Raw genomic sequence first — 17,560 nt, forward strand, 5'->3', positions numbered from 1 at the left:
AGAATGAACATTCATTTTTATATATCTTTGTATCAGAAAATAAAAGTTATGGCTAAATTACAGAAAAGCATAGATAAGCGTAATGCCCTTGTTAAAGCAACCATAGAGTTGGTTAATAACAATGGTTTTCATGCAACACCTATGTCTAAAATTGCTAAAATGGCCAATGTATCGCCTGCTACTATTTACTTGTATTTTGAAAATAAACAAGATTTGGTGAACAAGACATACATAGAGGTTAAAGAAAAATTTACAGAATATGCCTTTAAAACCTATAAGGAAAAAATGTCTGTAGAAGAAGGGTTTAAAATTATTTGGAACAGAATTGCAGATTTTAAGTTTAAAAATTGTGAAGAAGCTATGTTTTTAGCTCAGTGTGATAATACACCTATGATTGATGAACCTAGCAGAGAAGAAGGAATAAAGCATTTTCAGACATTATTAGATCTTTGGGAACGTGGTAGAAAAGAAGGTGTTCTAAACCAATTATCAGACTATTTAATGTACGCTTACACAATTATTCCTTTATCTTTTTTAATAATATCACAAAAAAGAGGAGCAATTACCCTTAACAAAAAACATATACAAGAGGCTTATTTAGCTGCTTGGAACAGTATAAAAGCTTAAAAAACAAATTAATAAACATAAACTATAATGGAGTTATTAGATAAACTAAATTGGAGATACGCTGCTAAAGCAATGAATGGCGAAAAAGTAGCTGAAGATAAAATTGATAGAATTATAGAAGCTGCTCGCTTGGCTCCTACTTCTAGTGGTTTACAACCTTTTGAAATTTTAGTAGTAAAAAACCAAGAAATAAAAGAAAAAATTAAGCCAATAGCTTGGAACCAATCTGTAATAACAGACTGCTCTCACCTACTAGTTTTTGCTGCTTGGGATACATACACTCCAGAGCGTATTAACTATATGTTCGATTTGACAAATGAAATTCGTGGTTTTAAAAACGAAGGTTGGGAAAACTACAGAAAAATGCTGTTAGATATGTACCCACAAAGAGATGCAGAAGAAAATTTTAACCACGCTGCCAAACAAGCTTACATTGCTTTTGCACATGCAATTATGGCTGCTGCTTATGAAAAAGTAGATGCAACTCCGTTAGAAGGTTTTGATCCTGCTGCTGTTGATGAAATTTTAGGTTTAAGAGAAAAAGGGTTACGCAGTGCCGTTTTATTGCCTTTAGGATACAGAAAAGCAGATGAAGATTGGTTAGTAAATTTAGTAAAAGTACGTAAGAGTACTGAAGATTTAGTAACAGTAATTGAATAAAAACAAAATTATGATTCAGACAATTTTATTAAAAAACAGACCTGTTGGAAGGCCAGCAGTTTCAGATTTTGAATTTGTAAAGGATGAATCTGACATTAGCATTAATGATGGCGAAATACTATTAGAAACCACTTATGTTTCTGTAGATCCTTATTTAAGAGGAAGAATGAGCGATGCTAAATCTTATGTTCCTCCTTTTGAGTTAAATAAACCTATACATTCTGGTGTTATTGCAAAAGTAATAGCTTCTAAAAATGAAAAAATTGCCATTGGCGACTATGTTTCTGGTATGTTAGACTGGAAAACACAACAAGTATCTACAGGAGAAGGCCTTTTAAAAGTAGACAAATCTAAAGCGCCGTTAAGTGCATATTTAGGCATTTTAGGTATGACGGGCTTAACTGCTTATTTAGGATTAACAGAAATTGGAAAACCTAAAGCAGGTGAAACACTTGTTGTATCTGGCGCAGCTGGTGCTGTTGGTAGCGTTGTTGGTCAAATAGGAAAAATTCTTGGACTTAATGTAATTGGTATTGCAGGTACAGATGAAAAGGTAGAAATGCTAAAATCTAAATTTGGTTTTGATGCTGGTATTAATTACAATACTACTGAAAATATGACTGCTGCAATTGCAGAAGCTGCGCCAAATGGAGTTGATGTTTATTTTGATAATGTAGGCGGACCAATATCTGACGCTGTCTTATTTAACATTAATAAGTTTGCAAGAATTATAATATGTGGCGCAATATCTGTTTACAATAACACAGAATTGCCTAAAAGTATAAGTGTACAACCATTTTTGGTTAAGAATAGTGCACTAATGCAAGGTTTTATTGTTTCTAATTATGCCGATAAATTCCCAGAAGCAATGAAAGAATTATCAACTTGGCTGGCACAAGACAAGTTAACCTACACAGAAACTATTGTAGAAGGGTTTGAAAATATCCCTACTGCCTTTATAGATCTGTTTGATGGTAAAAACAAAGGGAAAATGATTGTGAAAATCTAAGAGATAAAATTTTTATCAACCTAAAAACACAAAGAAAATGAACAATTTTGAATACAAAAACCCAACTAAAATAATTTTTGGGAAAAATACAATTGAAAAATTAACTTCAGAAATACCTGCAGACGCTAAAGTTTTAATGCTTTACGGTGGTGGCAGTATCAAAAAAAACGGAATATATGACCAAGTAAAAACTGCTTTAGCTAAAGTAGATATGATTGAGTTTGGTGGTATTCCTGCAAATCCTGAGTACAATGTACTTATGGAAGCACTAGAAGTTATTAAAGAGGAAAATGTAACATATTTATTAGCTGTTGGTGGTGGTTCTGTAATAGATGGTACCAAATTTTTATCTGCTGCGGCTTTGTATGAAGGTGAAGAGCCTTGGCAAATGCTAAAAAACAAAGAGCGCCCTAACAAAGGTTTACCTTTTGGAACAGTACTAACGTTACCAGCTACAGGTTCTGAAATGAATTCTGGTTTGGTAGTGTCTAGAGAAGAAACCAAAGAAAAACTATCTATGGGCGGACCAGCATTGTTCCCTACTTTTTCTATACTAGACCCACAAGTAATTACATCTATTCCTAAGCGCCAATTAGCAAACGGTATTACAGATGCTTTTACACACGTTTTAGAGCAGTATATGACCTACCCAGCAGGAGGACTTTTACAAGATCGTTTTGCAGAAAGCATTTTACAAACATTAGTAGAGGTTGCACCTACTGTAGTAGAAGACCCAACAAATTATGAAGCTGCATCTAACTTTATGTGGAGTTGTACAATGGCTTTAAACGGCTTAATACAACAAGGAGTTCCTGGAGACTGGGCAATACATATGATGGGGCACGAGTTAACAGCCTTGTTTGGTATAGACCACGCACGTACATTAGCAGTAGTTACACCTAGTCATTACAAATACAATTTTGAAGCTAAAAAGGAAAAGTTAGCACAGTATGCAGAGCGTGTTTGGAATGTTACTGAAGGTAGTACAGACGATAAAGCTTATGCTGCCATAGAAAAAACTGAGGCATTCTTTCACCAATTAGGTATAGATACTAAATTATCTGACTATACAAAAGATTATGAAGGTACTGCAGAAGAAATAGCCAAACGTTTTACAGAACGTGGCTGGAAATTAGGTGAGCGCCAAGCATTATTGCCAGAAGATGCAGAAAAAATTGTAAAAATGGCATACTAAATTGCTAAAATGAATTTAATTAAAACAACAGTTATTGCACTTGTTATATTAACAGTTACAGCTTGCAATAACAAAAAAGAAAAACAATCTTCTGAAAAAGTTTTAGAAGAAAAAATAGAATTAAAAAAAGATAAAAAAATGAAAGTATTATTTGTTTTAACATCACACGATAAATTAGGAGACACTGGTAAAAAAACAGGATTTTGGGTAGAGGAATTTGCTAATCCATATTACAATTTATTAGATAAAGGCGCAGAAATTACTATAGCTACACCAAAAGGTGGTGCTGCTCCAATAGATCCAAGTAGTGATTCTCCTGATGCAGCTACAGAAGACACAGAGCGTTTTAATAACGATGCAGATGCAAAAGCTAAAATTGCAAACACTAAGGTTTTAGCAGATATGAATGCAGATGATTTTGATGCTGTATTTTATCCTGGTGGTCACGGTCCTTTATGGGATTTAGCCAACGATGAAAAATCTATTGCATTAATTGAAAAATTTAATGCACAGAAAAAACCAGTGGCATTTGTTTGTCATGCTCCTGCTGCTTTAAAAGGTGTTAAAGATGTAGATGGTAACCCACTAGTAAAAGGTAAAAAAGTAACAGGATTTACAAATTCTGAAGAGGAAGCTGTACAACTTACAGATGTAGTACCATTTTTAGTTGAAGATATGTTAAAAGAAAATGGTGGTATTTACTCTAAAAAAGAAGATTGGGCTGCATATGCAATACAAGACGGTAATTTAATTACAGGTCAAAACCCGGCTTCGTCTGAGTTAGTTGCAGAAAAATTAGTTGCAGAATTAAATAAGTAAACAAGGTATTTTACACCTAAATATAAAAGCCCGTAAACAAATTAGTTTACGGGCTTTTTAATGTATAACAAACACAATAAAAATTGTTTTTTTAACTTTATATATTACAAAAACAACAATTTAGCTACTACAACTTAAACATATAAGTTACTATGCTTCTTGCATTGTTTTTTTAGATTTACGGTACATATAAGACTCAAATATGTTGCGTTTTGCAAAACGATAAATCTTGTCTGAGTTAATCATTTTAATGTATATTTTTTTTGGAACACCAAAATACTCATAAGTAGTACCGTCTAAAAAAGTAATTTCTAAAAGCTGACCCTTGTGTTGAAAGTCTAAAATACCAGAAGCAGTTGTCAAAGCTTTATACTCTTCTGCATTAGCCAACTTAGTCTCTGGAGCAATGCTTACCAAAAAATGGTAGCCATCTATAATTTCTCTACTTTTAATCTCAGCCTCTTCACGTTTTGCGTCTCCTTCCTGAAACTTATCTGGGTGCCATTCTTTAACCAACTTTCTGTAGCTAGTTTTTAACGACTTAAGATCTATAGAATTCTCTACAGAAAACATCTTTTTATATTGATTTATACGTTTCATTCGGGTGTTTTTTTAAAACCAGCCGCGAAATTACATCTTTTTAATTGATTATCAATCTATAAACTACAATAGAATATTATTTTCTTTTTGTAAATGGCCTAATAATTAATCCTAATGGCCTATCGTAAGTAAAATAATTAGTCATCCATCCCATAAAAGCAGATATTTTATTTTTAAAACCTACCAAAGACATAATATGTATAAACATCCACACAATCCAAGCGAAAGTTCCTTGAAATTTAAACTTAGGTAAATCTACCACTGCTTTTTTACGGCCTATGGTAGCCATTACTCCTTTGTTTACATAAACAAAAGGTTCTGGTTTTTCATTATTTACCAATTTCATTATATTTTTTGCCAAATGCGCACCTTGCTGCTGTGCTACTGGAGCTAACATTGGTAAACCTTTAGGCTCCTCTTCAGAGATATGTGCAGCAACATCACCTATTGCAAAAACATCTTTAGTTTGTACTACTTGGTTGTATGCGTCAACTGCAATGCGGTTACCTCCTATTATAGCCTCTTTTGGCAAACCTTCTATTGGAGCTGCTTTTACACCAGCTGTCCAAATTACAGTATCTGTATAAAAACTGTTATCACCTATTTGTAACTTATTATTCTCATATGAGCTTACTCTGGAGTTTAAATGTACATTTACCCCTAAATTAGTTAAATACAGTAAACTTTTTTCTGAGGCATCTTTAGACATTACATTTAAAAGATGCGGAGAAGCTTCGTACAAATTTATAGTCATTTTAGAAATGTCTAAATCAGGAAAATCTTTAGGTAAAACGTGCTTTTTCATTTCTGCAAGGGCACCAGCCAATTCTAAACCTGCTGGTCCACCACCTACAATAGCTATATTTAATATTTCTTCTAAGGGTTCTTTATCTTTTTTAGCTAAAGCTTTTTCTAGATTTTGAAAAATGTAGCTTCTTAAGTTTAATGCATCTGGAATAGACTTTAAAGTAAGTAAATCATTCTTTACAGGTTCAAAATTAAAGAAATTGTTTTGACTCCCTGTTGCTATAACCAAATAATCATACTTAATTGTTCCTATAGATGTTTGTAGCTCTTTAGTTGTTGCATTTACAGAGTCAACATTTGCCATTCTAAAGGTAACATTGTTATAGCCCCTAAAAATACGCCTAACAGGATATGCTATACTATCTGGCTCAAGACCTCCAGTAGCTATTTGATACATTAAAGGTTGAAAATTATGGTAATTGTTTTGGTCTATTAGACGTACGTCTACATTTTTGTTTTTAAAAGCTTTTGCTATAGTTATACCGCCAAAACCAGCACCTATAACTACTACTTTTTTTTTATCTCCCATAAGTTTAAATTGTACTATAAAGGTACAAAATAAGCTTATTTTTTAGGTTGATATTTACTTAGTTTATGTGTTAAAAATTAGCAAAAAAAAGAGTCTATTCCTTAGAATAGACTCTTAGCTTAAAGCTCTTATAGTATATGTTATAAAACTCTTACGTTTGCTGCGTTTAAACCTTTTTTACCTTCTGTAACCTCGTATTCAACTTCATCGCCTTCACGAATTTCGTCTACTAAACCTGAGATGTGTACAAAGATGTCTTTACCTGAACCTTCTTCTGTGATAAAACCAAATCCTTTTTCATCGTTGAAGAATTTTACTGTTCCTTTACTCATTGTATTGTATTTATAATATATTAATTTATAGCAAAAGTACTACTAAAGAAGCGTACCACCAAAATTTATTTAAATACTTTATAATCAGTTAACTTAAAGATAATATTGCAACATAATTTTTATACCACTTTACCAATTAGCTGTGTGTTACCATTTTAGGGTGTTTATACAAAAAAATTATGCTTCTCCCCTTGCAGGATAATTGGCTTTTAAAATGTAGTCTATACCTCCTAAAACATCTCTAAATTCCGGACGCCCAAATGGCATAGATTGTATAGACTCCCAATAAACTGTAGAATCTGGTGATAGCAAAAACAACCCTGGTTCTGTAAAATAATCTGGTTCTTTTTTTATTCCGCTAGAAATAAATAATCCCCATTTTCTTGCTTCATCAATAGACAAACCATAACCAAGCGGAATATCATCAATATCCCAATCTTTATAAGTTTCTTTTGCTACTTCTTCTGTATCTGAACTTATTGCAATTACATTTACTCCACGTTCTGTAAACTTAGGAAGCGATTTTTGCATTTGCTCTAATTGTTTTTGACAAACAGGACAATGTTTACCTCTATAAAAAAGAATTAAAGTAAAATTTTCAGGAGATTGTTCACTTAATTTCCAAGTACTATCATTTACTAATTTAATACTAAGTTCTGGTGCTTTTTCTCTAGGTTTTATCATTCTATATTATTTTTTAAAATTTGTTATACATATTGTTTTTTTGATGAAATCATCAATATGTTATAATTTACAAAAAATGAACATCAATAAAGAGTGTTTAACAAAGCCTAACAGAAGTTTAACTTCAATTTAAATAATACTATCTTTTTAAAAGGCTACCAATCTATAGGTCGGTAATCCTTTAAAAATTTACCACTCCAATGTTTACCTGTATTAATACCATCTATTAACGGATCCATTACACGTGCTGCACCATCTACAATATCTAAAGGAGGCTGAAAATCATGTAATTCCACTTTTCTTTTAGATAATTCTGCAGGATCTTCATCTGTAACCCAACCAGTATCTACAGCATTAATATAAATACCATCTTTAGCCAAACTGCCTGCTGCGGTATGGGTAAGCATATTTAAAGCTGCTTTTGCCATATTTGTATGTGGGTGTCTGTCTTCCTTAAAGAATCTATGAAATTTACCTTCCATAGCAGAAACATTTATAATGTGCTTTTTACCTGTGTTTTCTTTCTTCATAACTTCAGAAATTCGGTTACATAACACAAAAGGAGCCACAGAATTTACCAATTGTACTTCTATCATTTCTGTAGTTTCTATTTGCCCAAGTTTTAAACGCCAGCTATTTGTTTTACGTAAATCTACCTGTTGTAAATCTGCATCTAGCTCGCCCTCTGGAAACACTTCAGATGTCTGCAAAGAATTATCAAAACTATACGGAATTTGCGATAATTTAGCCGAAGCTCTTATTCCTATTCCTGGTTCTGGACCATGCCAAGTTACTGGCATATTTTTATTGGGTGATGTTCCAGAAGTTAGTGCCTTAAGCTCTTGCATACAACCTACGTGGTCTTGCAATAAATCTGCTGCATACTTTGGTAAATCAGAAATTGGTTTTTCTTCATTAACCATTAAGTGTGTATAAAAACCTGCTGGTCTACGCACTGTTTGCGCTGCATTATTAATAAGAATATCTAAATTCTCATATTTTTGCTCTATAAAGTTACAGAAGATCTCTACACTAGGTATGTGCCTTAAATCTAAACCATGAATTTTTAAACGATGTCCCCATTGTGTAAAATCTTCTTCTTTAGAGAAACGCAAAGCAGAATCTACCGGAAACCTAGTTGTTGCTACAACAGTTGCACCAGCACGTAAAAGCATTAGTGTTATGTGGTAACCAATTTTTAATCTAGAACCTGTTATTACTGCAACCTGACCTTTTAAATCTGTTGTTTGAAAACGTTTAGCATAGTTAAAATCTGCGCAACTAGTACACATTTGATCATAAAAATGATGCAGCTTAGTAAACAAGTCTTTACAAACGTAACAGTTTCTTGGCGACTCTAACACCAATTCTTTTTGATTAGACAAATCTGCCTCTGGCAACAGTTTAGGAGCAACAAAAACTACAGCTTCACGAGCACTACGTATACCAGTTTCTTTACGAGCATTACGGTCTTTAGCATCTTGTTTACGCTTTTGCGCTTTTTTGGCATCTTTTTTTCTGCGAGAAAACTCGTCTCTATTGGGTCTAGAAAGCTGACCTGCAGCTTTAATTAAAGCGGTTCTTTTCTCTTTAGAAATTTCAAAAATTTCATCTGTATTAGTAATTAAATGTTCTAAAACAGAAATACACTTATCTATTTCTTCTTGTTGTAATGCATTATTTGCACCAGTGGTTTCATCGTTCATCCTTAAATAATGCTTATTCTAACTTTTTTCTTTTTTAGCCTTGTATTGTTTAATTTATTTACAAGCTTAGGTGCAATAGTTGCAGGTACAGAAACAAAAGTACAGTCTTGCTTAAGCTCTATAACCCCCAATTCATCTTTATTAATATTACCTTGCTTAAAAAACAGGCCAGCAATATCTCCTTTAGATATTTTATCTTTTCTTCCTCCTGAGATAAATAATGTTGTCCAGTATGGCGGTTTTCTTGTTCCTGTTTTATTAATTTTTGCTACAGGAGCATTTTTTATAAAATCTGGTAAGTTTTCTTCTTCCCATTTTAATACATAGGCAGTACCTTTAGAGTTTACACGTGCTGTTCTACCATTTCTGTGTATAAACTCTTCTTTTTTATAAGGAAGTTCATAATGAATAATATATTTCATTTCTGGAATATCTATACCACGAGCAGCCAAATCTGTAGCTACAATAACATCATAAGTACCGTTTCTAAATTTTAATAAAGATCGTTCTCTATCTTTCTGTTCCATATCTCCATGAAAACAGCCGTGCGTAATATTATTTTTGTCTAAAAATTTGCTAACTCCTTTTATACTCTCTCTAAGATTACAAAAAATAATTCCTGGACTATTACCTTCATAATTTAATAAATTAAGTAGGGTTCTTAATTTGTCTCTATTAGGAGAAACAACCGTTTTTACAGCTAATTTATTAGTAGTTTCTTTTAAAAAATTAATAGTAATAGCTTTGTCTAACCTAACAAATTTAGGAATAGTAACTCCTTGTGTTGCAGAGGTTAAAATACGCCTATTTAAACTAGGAAGCAACCCAATTATATATTTCATTTGCTCTTCAAAACCAGTTTCCAAAGACTTGTCAAACTCATCTAAAACCAACGTTTTAATAAAGTTTGTAGAAAAACGTTCATTATCAAAATGATCTGCTATTCTACCAGGTGTACCAATTAGAATTGCTGGAGTATGTTTTAGCTCTATTTTATCTTTAGACATTGACCTACCACCATAAACAGCATTAACTTTGTAACCAGAACCCATAGAACGAATAACTTGTTCTATTTGTATAGCTAATTCTCTAGAAGGTACTAGAATTAAAGCTTGTATTTCTTCTAAATCTGGATTTAACCTATCTATTAAAGGTAATAAAAAAGCAAGTGTTTTACCTGTTCCTGTTGGCGATAATAATACCGTATTAGTTGTATTTTCTATTACAGAAAGAGCCTCTTCCTGCATTGGATTTAATTGGTGAATATTTAATTTTTGTAAAATATCTTCCCTATTTTTTATTGTATTTGCCATACTTTTTATGCTATTAAAGCGTAAAGTTGTTATCTTCTAATGGTGCAGAACCAAGTTTTTTGGTTTGCCCTAATTGATTTGCTAAAATTTTATCTACCAATTCTTCTTTAGTTAAATGATGAAAAATGGTATGTACTTTTTCTTTAAATTCTGGAGAAATAGTGTGATTAGGTTTTGTTTTAAAAATTTTTCTAGCCCATAAAAGCGTATTATTTTCTTCTATGCTAGCTGCATCTGCTTTTTTAAACTTTTTAAACGTTATGCCTAATTCATTTTCAAACTCTGCTATGTCATGCTCCTCTTCTTTCTGTAGTATTGTTAACGAAAAACCATCTGCTCCTGCTCTTGCTGTACGTCCACTTCTGTGCACATAAGTTTCATAAACATCTGGTAAATGATAATTTACAACATAGGTAATTTCTTTTACATCTAAACCACGTGCTGCCAAATCTGTTGCAACTAGTATTTTTATGTGCCCTTCTCTAAACTGACCCATTATACGATCTCTTATAGGTTGAGTTAAACTACCATGTAAAGCACCAGAAGAAAATTTATTTATTGCTAAATTCTTAGCTAATTTATTTACTGCTGCTTTTGTTTTACAAAATATAATACCTCTTTGGCCTTCTTTAGAGTTTAAAAAGTGCATTAAAACCTCTAGTTTTTCTATAGGTTCTACAACAACATACTGGTGATCTATACTAGTATTACCAACCGTCTCCATATTTACACTAACCTGTGTAACGTGTTTAGATAAGTAGTTTTGTACCATTTGCTTAATTGTGCCAGGCATTGTAGCTGTAAACAATATAGTTCTTTTGTCTTTGGGCAATGCTGCAACAATAGTATCTAAACCATCTTTTAAAGAGGTTACCATTTCATCTGCCTCATCTAAAACCAAATATTTAGCACTATTAATAGTTATGGCATTACGCTTAAGCAAATCTATTAATCTACCAGGAGTAGCAATAACAATATGTGTGTTTTCTTTTAATCGCTCTATTTGTGGTTTTATAGGTGTTCCCCCACATACAGACGCTATAGAAACGGCAGGCATATGTGAAGCAAAAGAAACTAAATTACTGTAAATTTGTTGTCCTAACTCCCTTGTGGGAACAACTATTACTGCTTGTATATTTGCGTTTTCTGTATTTATTAATTGTATAAGAGGTAAACCAAAAGCTGCTGTTTTACCTGTTCCTGTTTTTGCTAAACCAACAAAATCTTTGTTAGCTTCTAATAATACTGGTATAGATTTTACTTGTATTTCTGTAGGAGTTGTAATCTCTAATTCGGCTAAACTTTTTAGAAGAGGAGTAGATACTCCTAGTTTAGAAAACTTTTTTGACATAATATAATTTTGCACAAAGATAGGTACTCTTTTTGCTAGAATGCATAAAAAAATGGGTGATCTCTTTAGATATCATCTTACATTTGTAAAAAATAGTAGCTGTGCATCCAAAAAATCTACATAATACACCATATCAATTTAATAGGTTAATTGAGAAACATCCAGAGTTAAGCCTGTATATAACTGATAATAAATTTAATAACAAGACAATAGACTTTTTTAATTCGGAAGCAGTTTTACACCTTAATAAGGCCTTATTAAAGTTACATTATAACATAAACCATTGGGATATACCTAAAAATTACCTTTGTGCTCCCATTCCCGGACGTGCAGATTACATACATCATATAGCAGATATACTTGCTAAAGAAAATATAAAGGATACAATTAAAGGCTTAGACATTGGTGTTGGTGCAAATTGCATTTATCCAATTTTAGGTAAAACAATTTACAATTGGCAAATGGTTGGCGCAGATATTAATGAAACCGCAGTTACTAATGCCAAACAAATTGTAGCAGCAAACACTAACCTAATAGATAGCATAGAAATAAGGAAACAAAATAGTAATGCAAACATTTTTACTGGTATAATTAAACCAAATGAAAAGTTTGACTTTACAATGTGTAATCCGCCTTTTCATTCATCAGAAAAAGAAGCTACAAAAGGTACACAACGCAAACTAAAAAATTTAGGAAAGCAAGCTAATGGGTTAGAGCTAAACTTTGGTGGTATGGCTAACGAGCTATGGTGTAATGGTGGTGAAGCATTATTTTTAAAACGATTAATTAAAGAGAGTGTTTTGTTTAAAAATCAAGTTACAATATTTACTAGTTTAGTTTCTAAAAGTGATAATTTACCTAAATTACAAAAACAACTTACTAAACTAAAAGCTAGTTATTTTATAGTATCTATGGAGCAAGGCAATAAAAAAAGTAGAATTTTAGCTTGGAAATTTAACGCCTAAAATAAATACTACAAATTCACAGTTTCATCACTTATCTTTACCTTTGCAAGGCTTAAAATTATACAATGCATAAAATTCACCCTAAAACACTTCAAGACCTAGAGTTTAATACCGTATTAGAACACATTAACTTGCGCTGTAGTACAGAACTAGGTAAAGAGTTGGCTTTAGAAATAGCTCCTTTTAGTGATAAAGAAGAAATTATAAAGCAATTAGGGAAAACTAATGAGTATGTAGCGTCTTATGATAATGAAAACCGAATTCCTAATCACGGTTTTGATACTATTACAAAAGAATTACATTTATTAAAAATAGAAAATGCAACCTTAGAAATTGGAGGCTTTAAAAAAATTAGCAGTATTTGTAATACTGTAGTTATACATACTAAGTTTTTTAAAAAATTTAAAGAATATTATCCACTATTACATAGCTATTCTGAAACGCTAAATGTGTTGCCAGAAATACCAAATGCAATTGATGCTGTTATAGATAAGTTTGGAGAGGTTAAAGATAAAGCTTCTAGTAAACTGTATGATTTACGAAGAGAAATTAATGCGGTAAAAGGTAAAATTAATGGTAGTTTTTTATCTGCTTTAAACTCTTACAACTCTGCAGAATATTTAGATGAAATTAGAGAATCTGTTGTAGATAATAGGCGTGTATTAGCTGTTAAAGCTATGTATAGAAAAAAAGTAAAAGGTGCTGTTATGGGAGCTTCTAAAACTGGTAGTATTGTTTACATAGAACCTGAAGCTACATTGCGCCATAGTAGAGAATTAAACAATTTAGAATACGATGAAAAAGAGGAAGTAAATCGTATTTTAAAAGAATTAACAGCTGCTATAAAACCTTTTGATTACGTATTGGCCAGTTACCAAGAATACCTTGCACAGACCGATGTTACTGCTGCAAAAGCCAAATATGCACAAGATACAAAGTCTCTTTTACCAAAAATAAGTGAAGAAAGAGAAATGTATTTGCGAGACGCTTACCACCCACTCTTGTATTTAACAAATACCAGAAAAAACGAAAAAACTTGGCCACAAACTATAGAGCTAAAACAAGACAACAGAATTATTGTAATCTCTGGCCCTAATGCTGGTGGTAAAAGTATTACCTTAAAAACAATTGGTTTGCTACAGGTAATGTTGCAAAGCGGTATGCTAATTCCGGTGCATGAACGTAGTACTGTCTGTTTATTTGAAAAAATATTGACAGACATTGGAGATAATCAATCTATAGAAAACCACTTAAGTACCTATAGTTATAGGCTTAAAAATATGAACAGCTTTTTAAAAAAGTGTAATGACAAAACACTTTTTTTAATTGATGAATTTGGTACAGGTAGTGATCCTGAACTTGGTGGTGCATTGGCAGAAACTTTTTTAGAAGTGTTTTATGAGCGTGGTGCTTATGGTGTAATTACCACACATTATGCAAACCTAAAAATGTTAGCAAATGAATTACCGCACGCTACAAATGCCAATATGTTGTTTGATGCTAAAAGTTTAGAACCAACTTTTAAACTTGTTTTAGGGCAGGCAGGTAGTTCTTTTACTTTTGAAGTTGCACAAAAAAACGGTATTCCCTATAGCTTAATTAATAAAGCTAAAAAGAAAATTGAGCGAGGTAAAGTACGTTTTGATGCTACTATTGCTAAAATGCAAAAAGAGCGAAGCAAAATGGAAAAAACTGGTTCTAGATTACAAGAAGAAGAAAGTAAAGCTAGACAAGAATCTAGACGACTTGAAGAGCTAAATACAAAAATTAAATCTAAACTAGAAAATTACCAAGAATTGTATGACCATAACCAACGTATGATTTATTTAGGTAATAAGGTTAATGATGCTGCAGAGAAATATTTTCAGGATAAGAAAAAGAAAGTAGTAATATCTGAACTATTACGCATTGTAGAAACTGAAAATAGTAAAAGAAAAAAGAAAACAGCTAAAGAAGTAAAAGCACAAAAAGCTAAAAAGAAGTTAGTAGAACAAGAAGTAGCCAAAAAGGTAGAAGTAATACGCGAAAAGAAAAAAGTAGAAAAGAAAAAGGCTATTGTAAAAGAAAAACTAAAACCTAAGTATATTTTTAAAGTTGGTGACAGAGTCCGTTTGCTAGATGGTAAAGCTGTTGGTAGTATAGATACTTTAGAAAAGAATAAAGCTGTTGTAAATTATGGATTATTTACTACTAGTGTAAGTGTAGATAAATTAGAGTTGGTACAGGCTAAAAAATAACAGCCAGCATTAAGTATTATGAAGTTTACAAAACTACTTAAGAGGCCGACTGTTCCCCAAATTTTAAAACTAAATATTTTGGGTAAACCATATTTAGTTTAATGTTATATTCTCACACTACAAAAGTAGCTTTTATCAATGCTTTTATAAAGAAAATACTATGGACAAAGTATGGACAAGCATATATTTTCTTCATTTTTCTTGATTGCAATTTATATACGTACAATTACATAAAAAAGATGTCAATAAATTTAATTTTTATTCAAAATATTGATTAACAATAAATTAAATGAAGTATTCTTTAGTTTGCATAAATTTTTTAATCTAAAATATTATCAAAAAATAATACATTAAGGATATCGCTGCGTAATTATTTATAAATAATGCATACTTACAAAAGTATATACTTGTAAATGTCACTATTTAATATAAAAAAAGTAATTCTTACTTGTTTAGTTTAAGATTTTTCTGTGTTTTATACCTACCCTACTATTCTTTTTTAAATATCAATGAGATTCTAAAACTAGAATTTATACCCAATAAAAAACTGAGCAATAGTTAAATTGCCCAGTTACACTAACTCAATCCTATATAATTGTTAACAGTTATTAAGGACCAATGCATAATTAAATGCAATCATAAGTAGGAAAGTAAAATTTGGAAATAATTTAGAATTAGCTCTCTAAAGGTATTTTATTAAACACTTAGAGAATAAAAATTGGAGAATAATCACCCGTATTATTACTAGAAACTGTGTATTTTGTACCAGTTATATCAAATATTATATATTTTTTACTGCCTCCAACATCAAATCTTAATGCCGCACCAATAGCAGTAAAAGGTATGTTTTTATACTGACTAGAAGTTGAAGTTAAATCATATGAATGACTAATCTCTCCACCTTTTCCATATCTACTTCCTGACCAAAACAAAGTTTGTTTAGTACCAACCTTATTAAAAAAGTGTAATGAACTTTTATAATAACCGGTCTCTTTGTCTTCTACCTCGTAAAAAACATTTAATACTGCTCCAATGCCACTAACACCAAAAGGATTATCCCCTATAGTGTTTATTTTTTCAACAGATAAATCTGCTATACTAGTAAAACTTTCCCAAGAATTTCCACTAGCGTATTTAAACTGCAAACCACTTTTTGAAACTGCTAAAAATTGCCTTTCATTATCTATGCTATCTTCTTTACTATTGTTTCTAATATTTACAATAGCTCCTATACCATCAAACTCTCCACTGTCCTTATCACCAGTAAAGAATGGGTATTCGCCACCAAACAAATCAGTTACAGAAAAAGGACCTTCTAAAGCACCGTTAAAACTACGCATATATTTATCTCCAGAAGTATTTATAAGTATAAACTCTCCTTTATTACGCTCAAAAGCTGCTCCAACACCTCCCATTTTATTTAAAATATTACCTCTCCAGTGCTTTGTTTGTATTGGTTCTCCATTATCAAAAAGAGGCTCACAATTAGTTTCATTATACTGTGTAGCAAGTTGTATACCAACTATTTGATTTGTATTTACACTACGTACTACATAACTTATTGGTAAACCAGACCCAATATTTGCGCTTTTTGATAGCAAACTTACTAGAGAGCTTAAATTGGTTTCTCCTATTGTAGAAATGGTAGACTCTGTATCTCCGCCAAATGCAATTACTTTTATATTAACATTTTTTAATTCTTTTAAGTGATCAACTTCTAATTCTGCTTTTACTTTTGCACTAAAAACGCCAAAACTAGCATTAGCAGCTACATTAAGTTCTTGGTAAGATGAGCTTGTTTCTATTAACATATAATAAACCCTACCATAGGTAACATCACTAATGTATGTGGCAGGATTATCTTCTTGCACATATTTTGCTAAATCTTCTGGAGTTACTGTGTCTGCAAACAAATCGTCCTTACTAGTTGGCAAGTTCATAGACATAGTATAAAACGTTTGTTTTAATTTTACTAAAATTCTATTTTTGTCATCTCCGTTTTTAAAGTCAAAACTAGCACCTGCTTTTACAAAAGCAGACTTAACATCCAATCCCATGCTAATAGCTAAAGCCTCTCTACTTTGTACTTGTTCATACTCAAAAGTAAAATTTGCTGGCGTTACGTCTGGTGATGCTGCAATAATCTGGTTCATAGCATCTTGTATACTACTTTTAGACACCACATCTACAGTTACAGTACTAGATATATTACCGTTAACCAAATCATAAGATACCGTCCCTCCTGCTCTACCTACAGCTATTACGTCTGGAGTTGTATTTTTAAGTGTTTTTCCCTGTAACAAGCTACCTGGATAAATTATTTTAGCATTTGGACTAAATAACGGAAAACCATCTTCTCCACCAGATTCCCTTTTTAAATCATAAGTAGTTGTTGTGCAACTCCAGTTTTCTACAGTTGAGTTACCTTGATCGTCTGTTGTAGTAATTGCTTGCTCACTTTGCGTAGAAGAAACCTCTAGCTGTTGTTGTATTGGATCTTCTAAATCTTCACCAACAGCAAGAACTGCATTAAAACTACTCTTTTCGGATTCATTATTTTTTTGCTGAGAATCATCATCCTTACTACAAGATAATACTGACGCTAATAGAAACAAAAACATTAGTAGGTTTGTTTTTGATCTATATGAATGCATTTGCTTCATAATATATTATTTTAAGATTTGAAAGCACAAAAGTATATTTTAATTACCCCCAATACATCAGAT

At 31.8% G+C, this 17,560-nt stretch carries 15 protein-coding genes; 7 read left to right on the forward strand and 8 right to left on the reverse strand.

Going from position 1 to position 17,560, the window contains the following annotated elements:
- Positions 1–48: 48 nt before the first annotated feature.
- The 5 genes from JM80_RS12665 to JM80_RS12685 are packed head-to-tail and all read left to right on the forward strand — an operon-like array spanning position 49 to position 4,310.
- Positions 49–627, forward strand: a complete 579-nt coding sequence (locus JM80_RS12665) for a TetR/AcrR family transcriptional regulator (RefSeq protein ID WP_144710405.1) — start codon at positions 49–51, stop codon at positions 625–627.
- A 27-nt stretch (positions 628–654) separates the two neighbouring features.
- Positions 655–1,287, forward strand: a complete 633-nt coding sequence (locus JM80_RS12670; protein WP_013622403.1) for a nitroreductase family protein — start codon at positions 655–657, stop codon at positions 1,285–1,287.
- Positions 1,288–1,297: 10 nt separating this feature from the next.
- Positions 1,298–2,296 (forward strand): NADP-dependent oxidoreductase, encoded by a 999-nt coding sequence (locus JM80_RS12675; RefSeq protein WP_144710407.1) that lies wholly within the window; start codon positions 1,298–1,300, stop codon positions 2,294–2,296.
- 37 nt (positions 2,297–2,333) lie between these two features.
- On the forward strand, positions 2,334–3,491 hold the full coding sequence (locus tag JM80_RS12680; protein ID WP_144710409.1) for an iron-containing alcohol dehydrogenase: 1,158 nt from the start codon (positions 2,334–2,336) through the stop codon (positions 3,489–3,491).
- Between the two features lie 9 nt (positions 3,492–3,500).
- Entirely contained in the window at positions 3,501–4,310 is an 810-nt protein-coding gene (locus JM80_RS12685; protein WP_186439769.1) for a type 1 glutamine amidotransferase domain-containing protein, read from the forward strand.
- Positions 4,311–4,460: 150 nt separating this feature from the next.
- Here JM80_RS12685 and JM80_RS12690 read toward each other — a convergent pair whose 3' ends face one another.
- The 7 genes from JM80_RS12690 to JM80_RS12720 all read right to left on the reverse strand — a co-directional run bounded on the left by JM80_RS12690 (position 4,461) and on the right by JM80_RS12720 (position 11,632).
- Positions 4,461–4,910, reverse strand: coding sequence for a KTSC domain-containing protein (locus tag JM80_RS12690; RefSeq protein WP_013622399.1), 450 nt, complete (start codon positions 4,908–4,910; stop codon positions 4,461–4,463).
- 76 nt (positions 4,911–4,986) lie between these two features.
- On the reverse strand, positions 4,987–6,246 hold the full coding sequence (locus tag JM80_RS12695) for an NAD(P)/FAD-dependent oxidoreductase (RefSeq protein ID WP_144710411.1): 1,260 nt from the start codon (positions 6,244–6,246) through the stop codon (positions 4,987–4,989).
- Positions 6,247–6,386: 140 nt separating this feature from the next.
- Positions 6,387–6,578, reverse strand: coding sequence for a cold-shock protein (locus JM80_RS12700; protein ID WP_013622397.1), 192 nt, complete (start codon positions 6,576–6,578; stop codon positions 6,387–6,389).
- A gap of 177 nt (positions 6,579–6,755) precedes the next feature.
- Positions 6,756–7,262, reverse strand: coding sequence for a peroxiredoxin-like family protein (locus JM80_RS12705; protein WP_013622396.1), 507 nt, complete (start codon positions 7,260–7,262; stop codon positions 6,756–6,758).
- A gap of 155 nt (positions 7,263–7,417) precedes the next feature.
- Entirely contained in the window at positions 7,418–8,968 is a 1,551-nt protein-coding gene (locus JM80_RS12710; RefSeq protein WP_144710413.1) for an SDR family NAD(P)-dependent oxidoreductase, read from the reverse strand.
- A 2-nt stretch (positions 8,969–8,970) separates the two neighbouring features.
- A complete protein-coding gene (locus JM80_RS12715; protein ID WP_089119402.1) occupies positions 8,971–10,281 on the reverse strand; it encodes a DEAD/DEAH box helicase in 1,311 nt (436 codons plus the stop codon).
- Positions 10,282–10,294: 13 nt separating this feature from the next.
- Positions 10,295–11,632 (reverse strand): DEAD/DEAH box helicase, encoded by a 1,338-nt coding sequence (locus JM80_RS12720; protein WP_144710415.1) that lies wholly within the window; start codon positions 11,630–11,632, stop codon positions 10,295–10,297.
- Positions 11,633–11,733: 101 nt separating this feature from the next.
- On the opposite strand from JM80_RS12720, the gene rlmF reads away from it, so the two are divergent.
- Together rlmF and JM80_RS12730 are read left to right on the forward strand one after the other, a co-directional pair.
- A complete protein-coding gene (rlmF, locus tag JM80_RS12725; protein ID WP_144710417.1) occupies positions 11,734–12,597 on the forward strand; it encodes a 23S rRNA (adenine(1618)-N(6))-methyltransferase RlmF in 864 nt (287 codons plus the stop codon).
- 65 nt (positions 12,598–12,662) lie between these two features.
- The gene (locus tag JM80_RS12730; protein ID WP_144710419.1) at positions 12,663–14,834 is read left to right on the forward strand and encodes a DNA mismatch repair protein MutS; all 2,172 of its coding nucleotides are present in this window, start codon (positions 12,663–12,665) and stop codon (positions 14,832–14,834) included.
- Between the two features lie 704 nt (positions 14,835–15,538).
- Here the strand turns inward: JM80_RS12730 and JM80_RS12735 are convergent.
- A complete protein-coding gene (locus JM80_RS12735; RefSeq protein WP_144710421.1) occupies positions 15,539–17,497 on the reverse strand; it encodes a thiol-activated cytolysin family protein in 1,959 nt (652 codons plus the stop codon).
- Positions 17,498–17,560 lie beyond the last annotated feature (63 nt).

The sequence above is a fragment of the Cellulophaga sp. RHA_52 genome, assembly GCF_007827205.1.
Taxonomy (GTDB): Bacteria; Bacteroidota; Bacteroidia; order Flavobacteriales; family Flavobacteriaceae; genus Cellulophaga; species Cellulophaga lytica.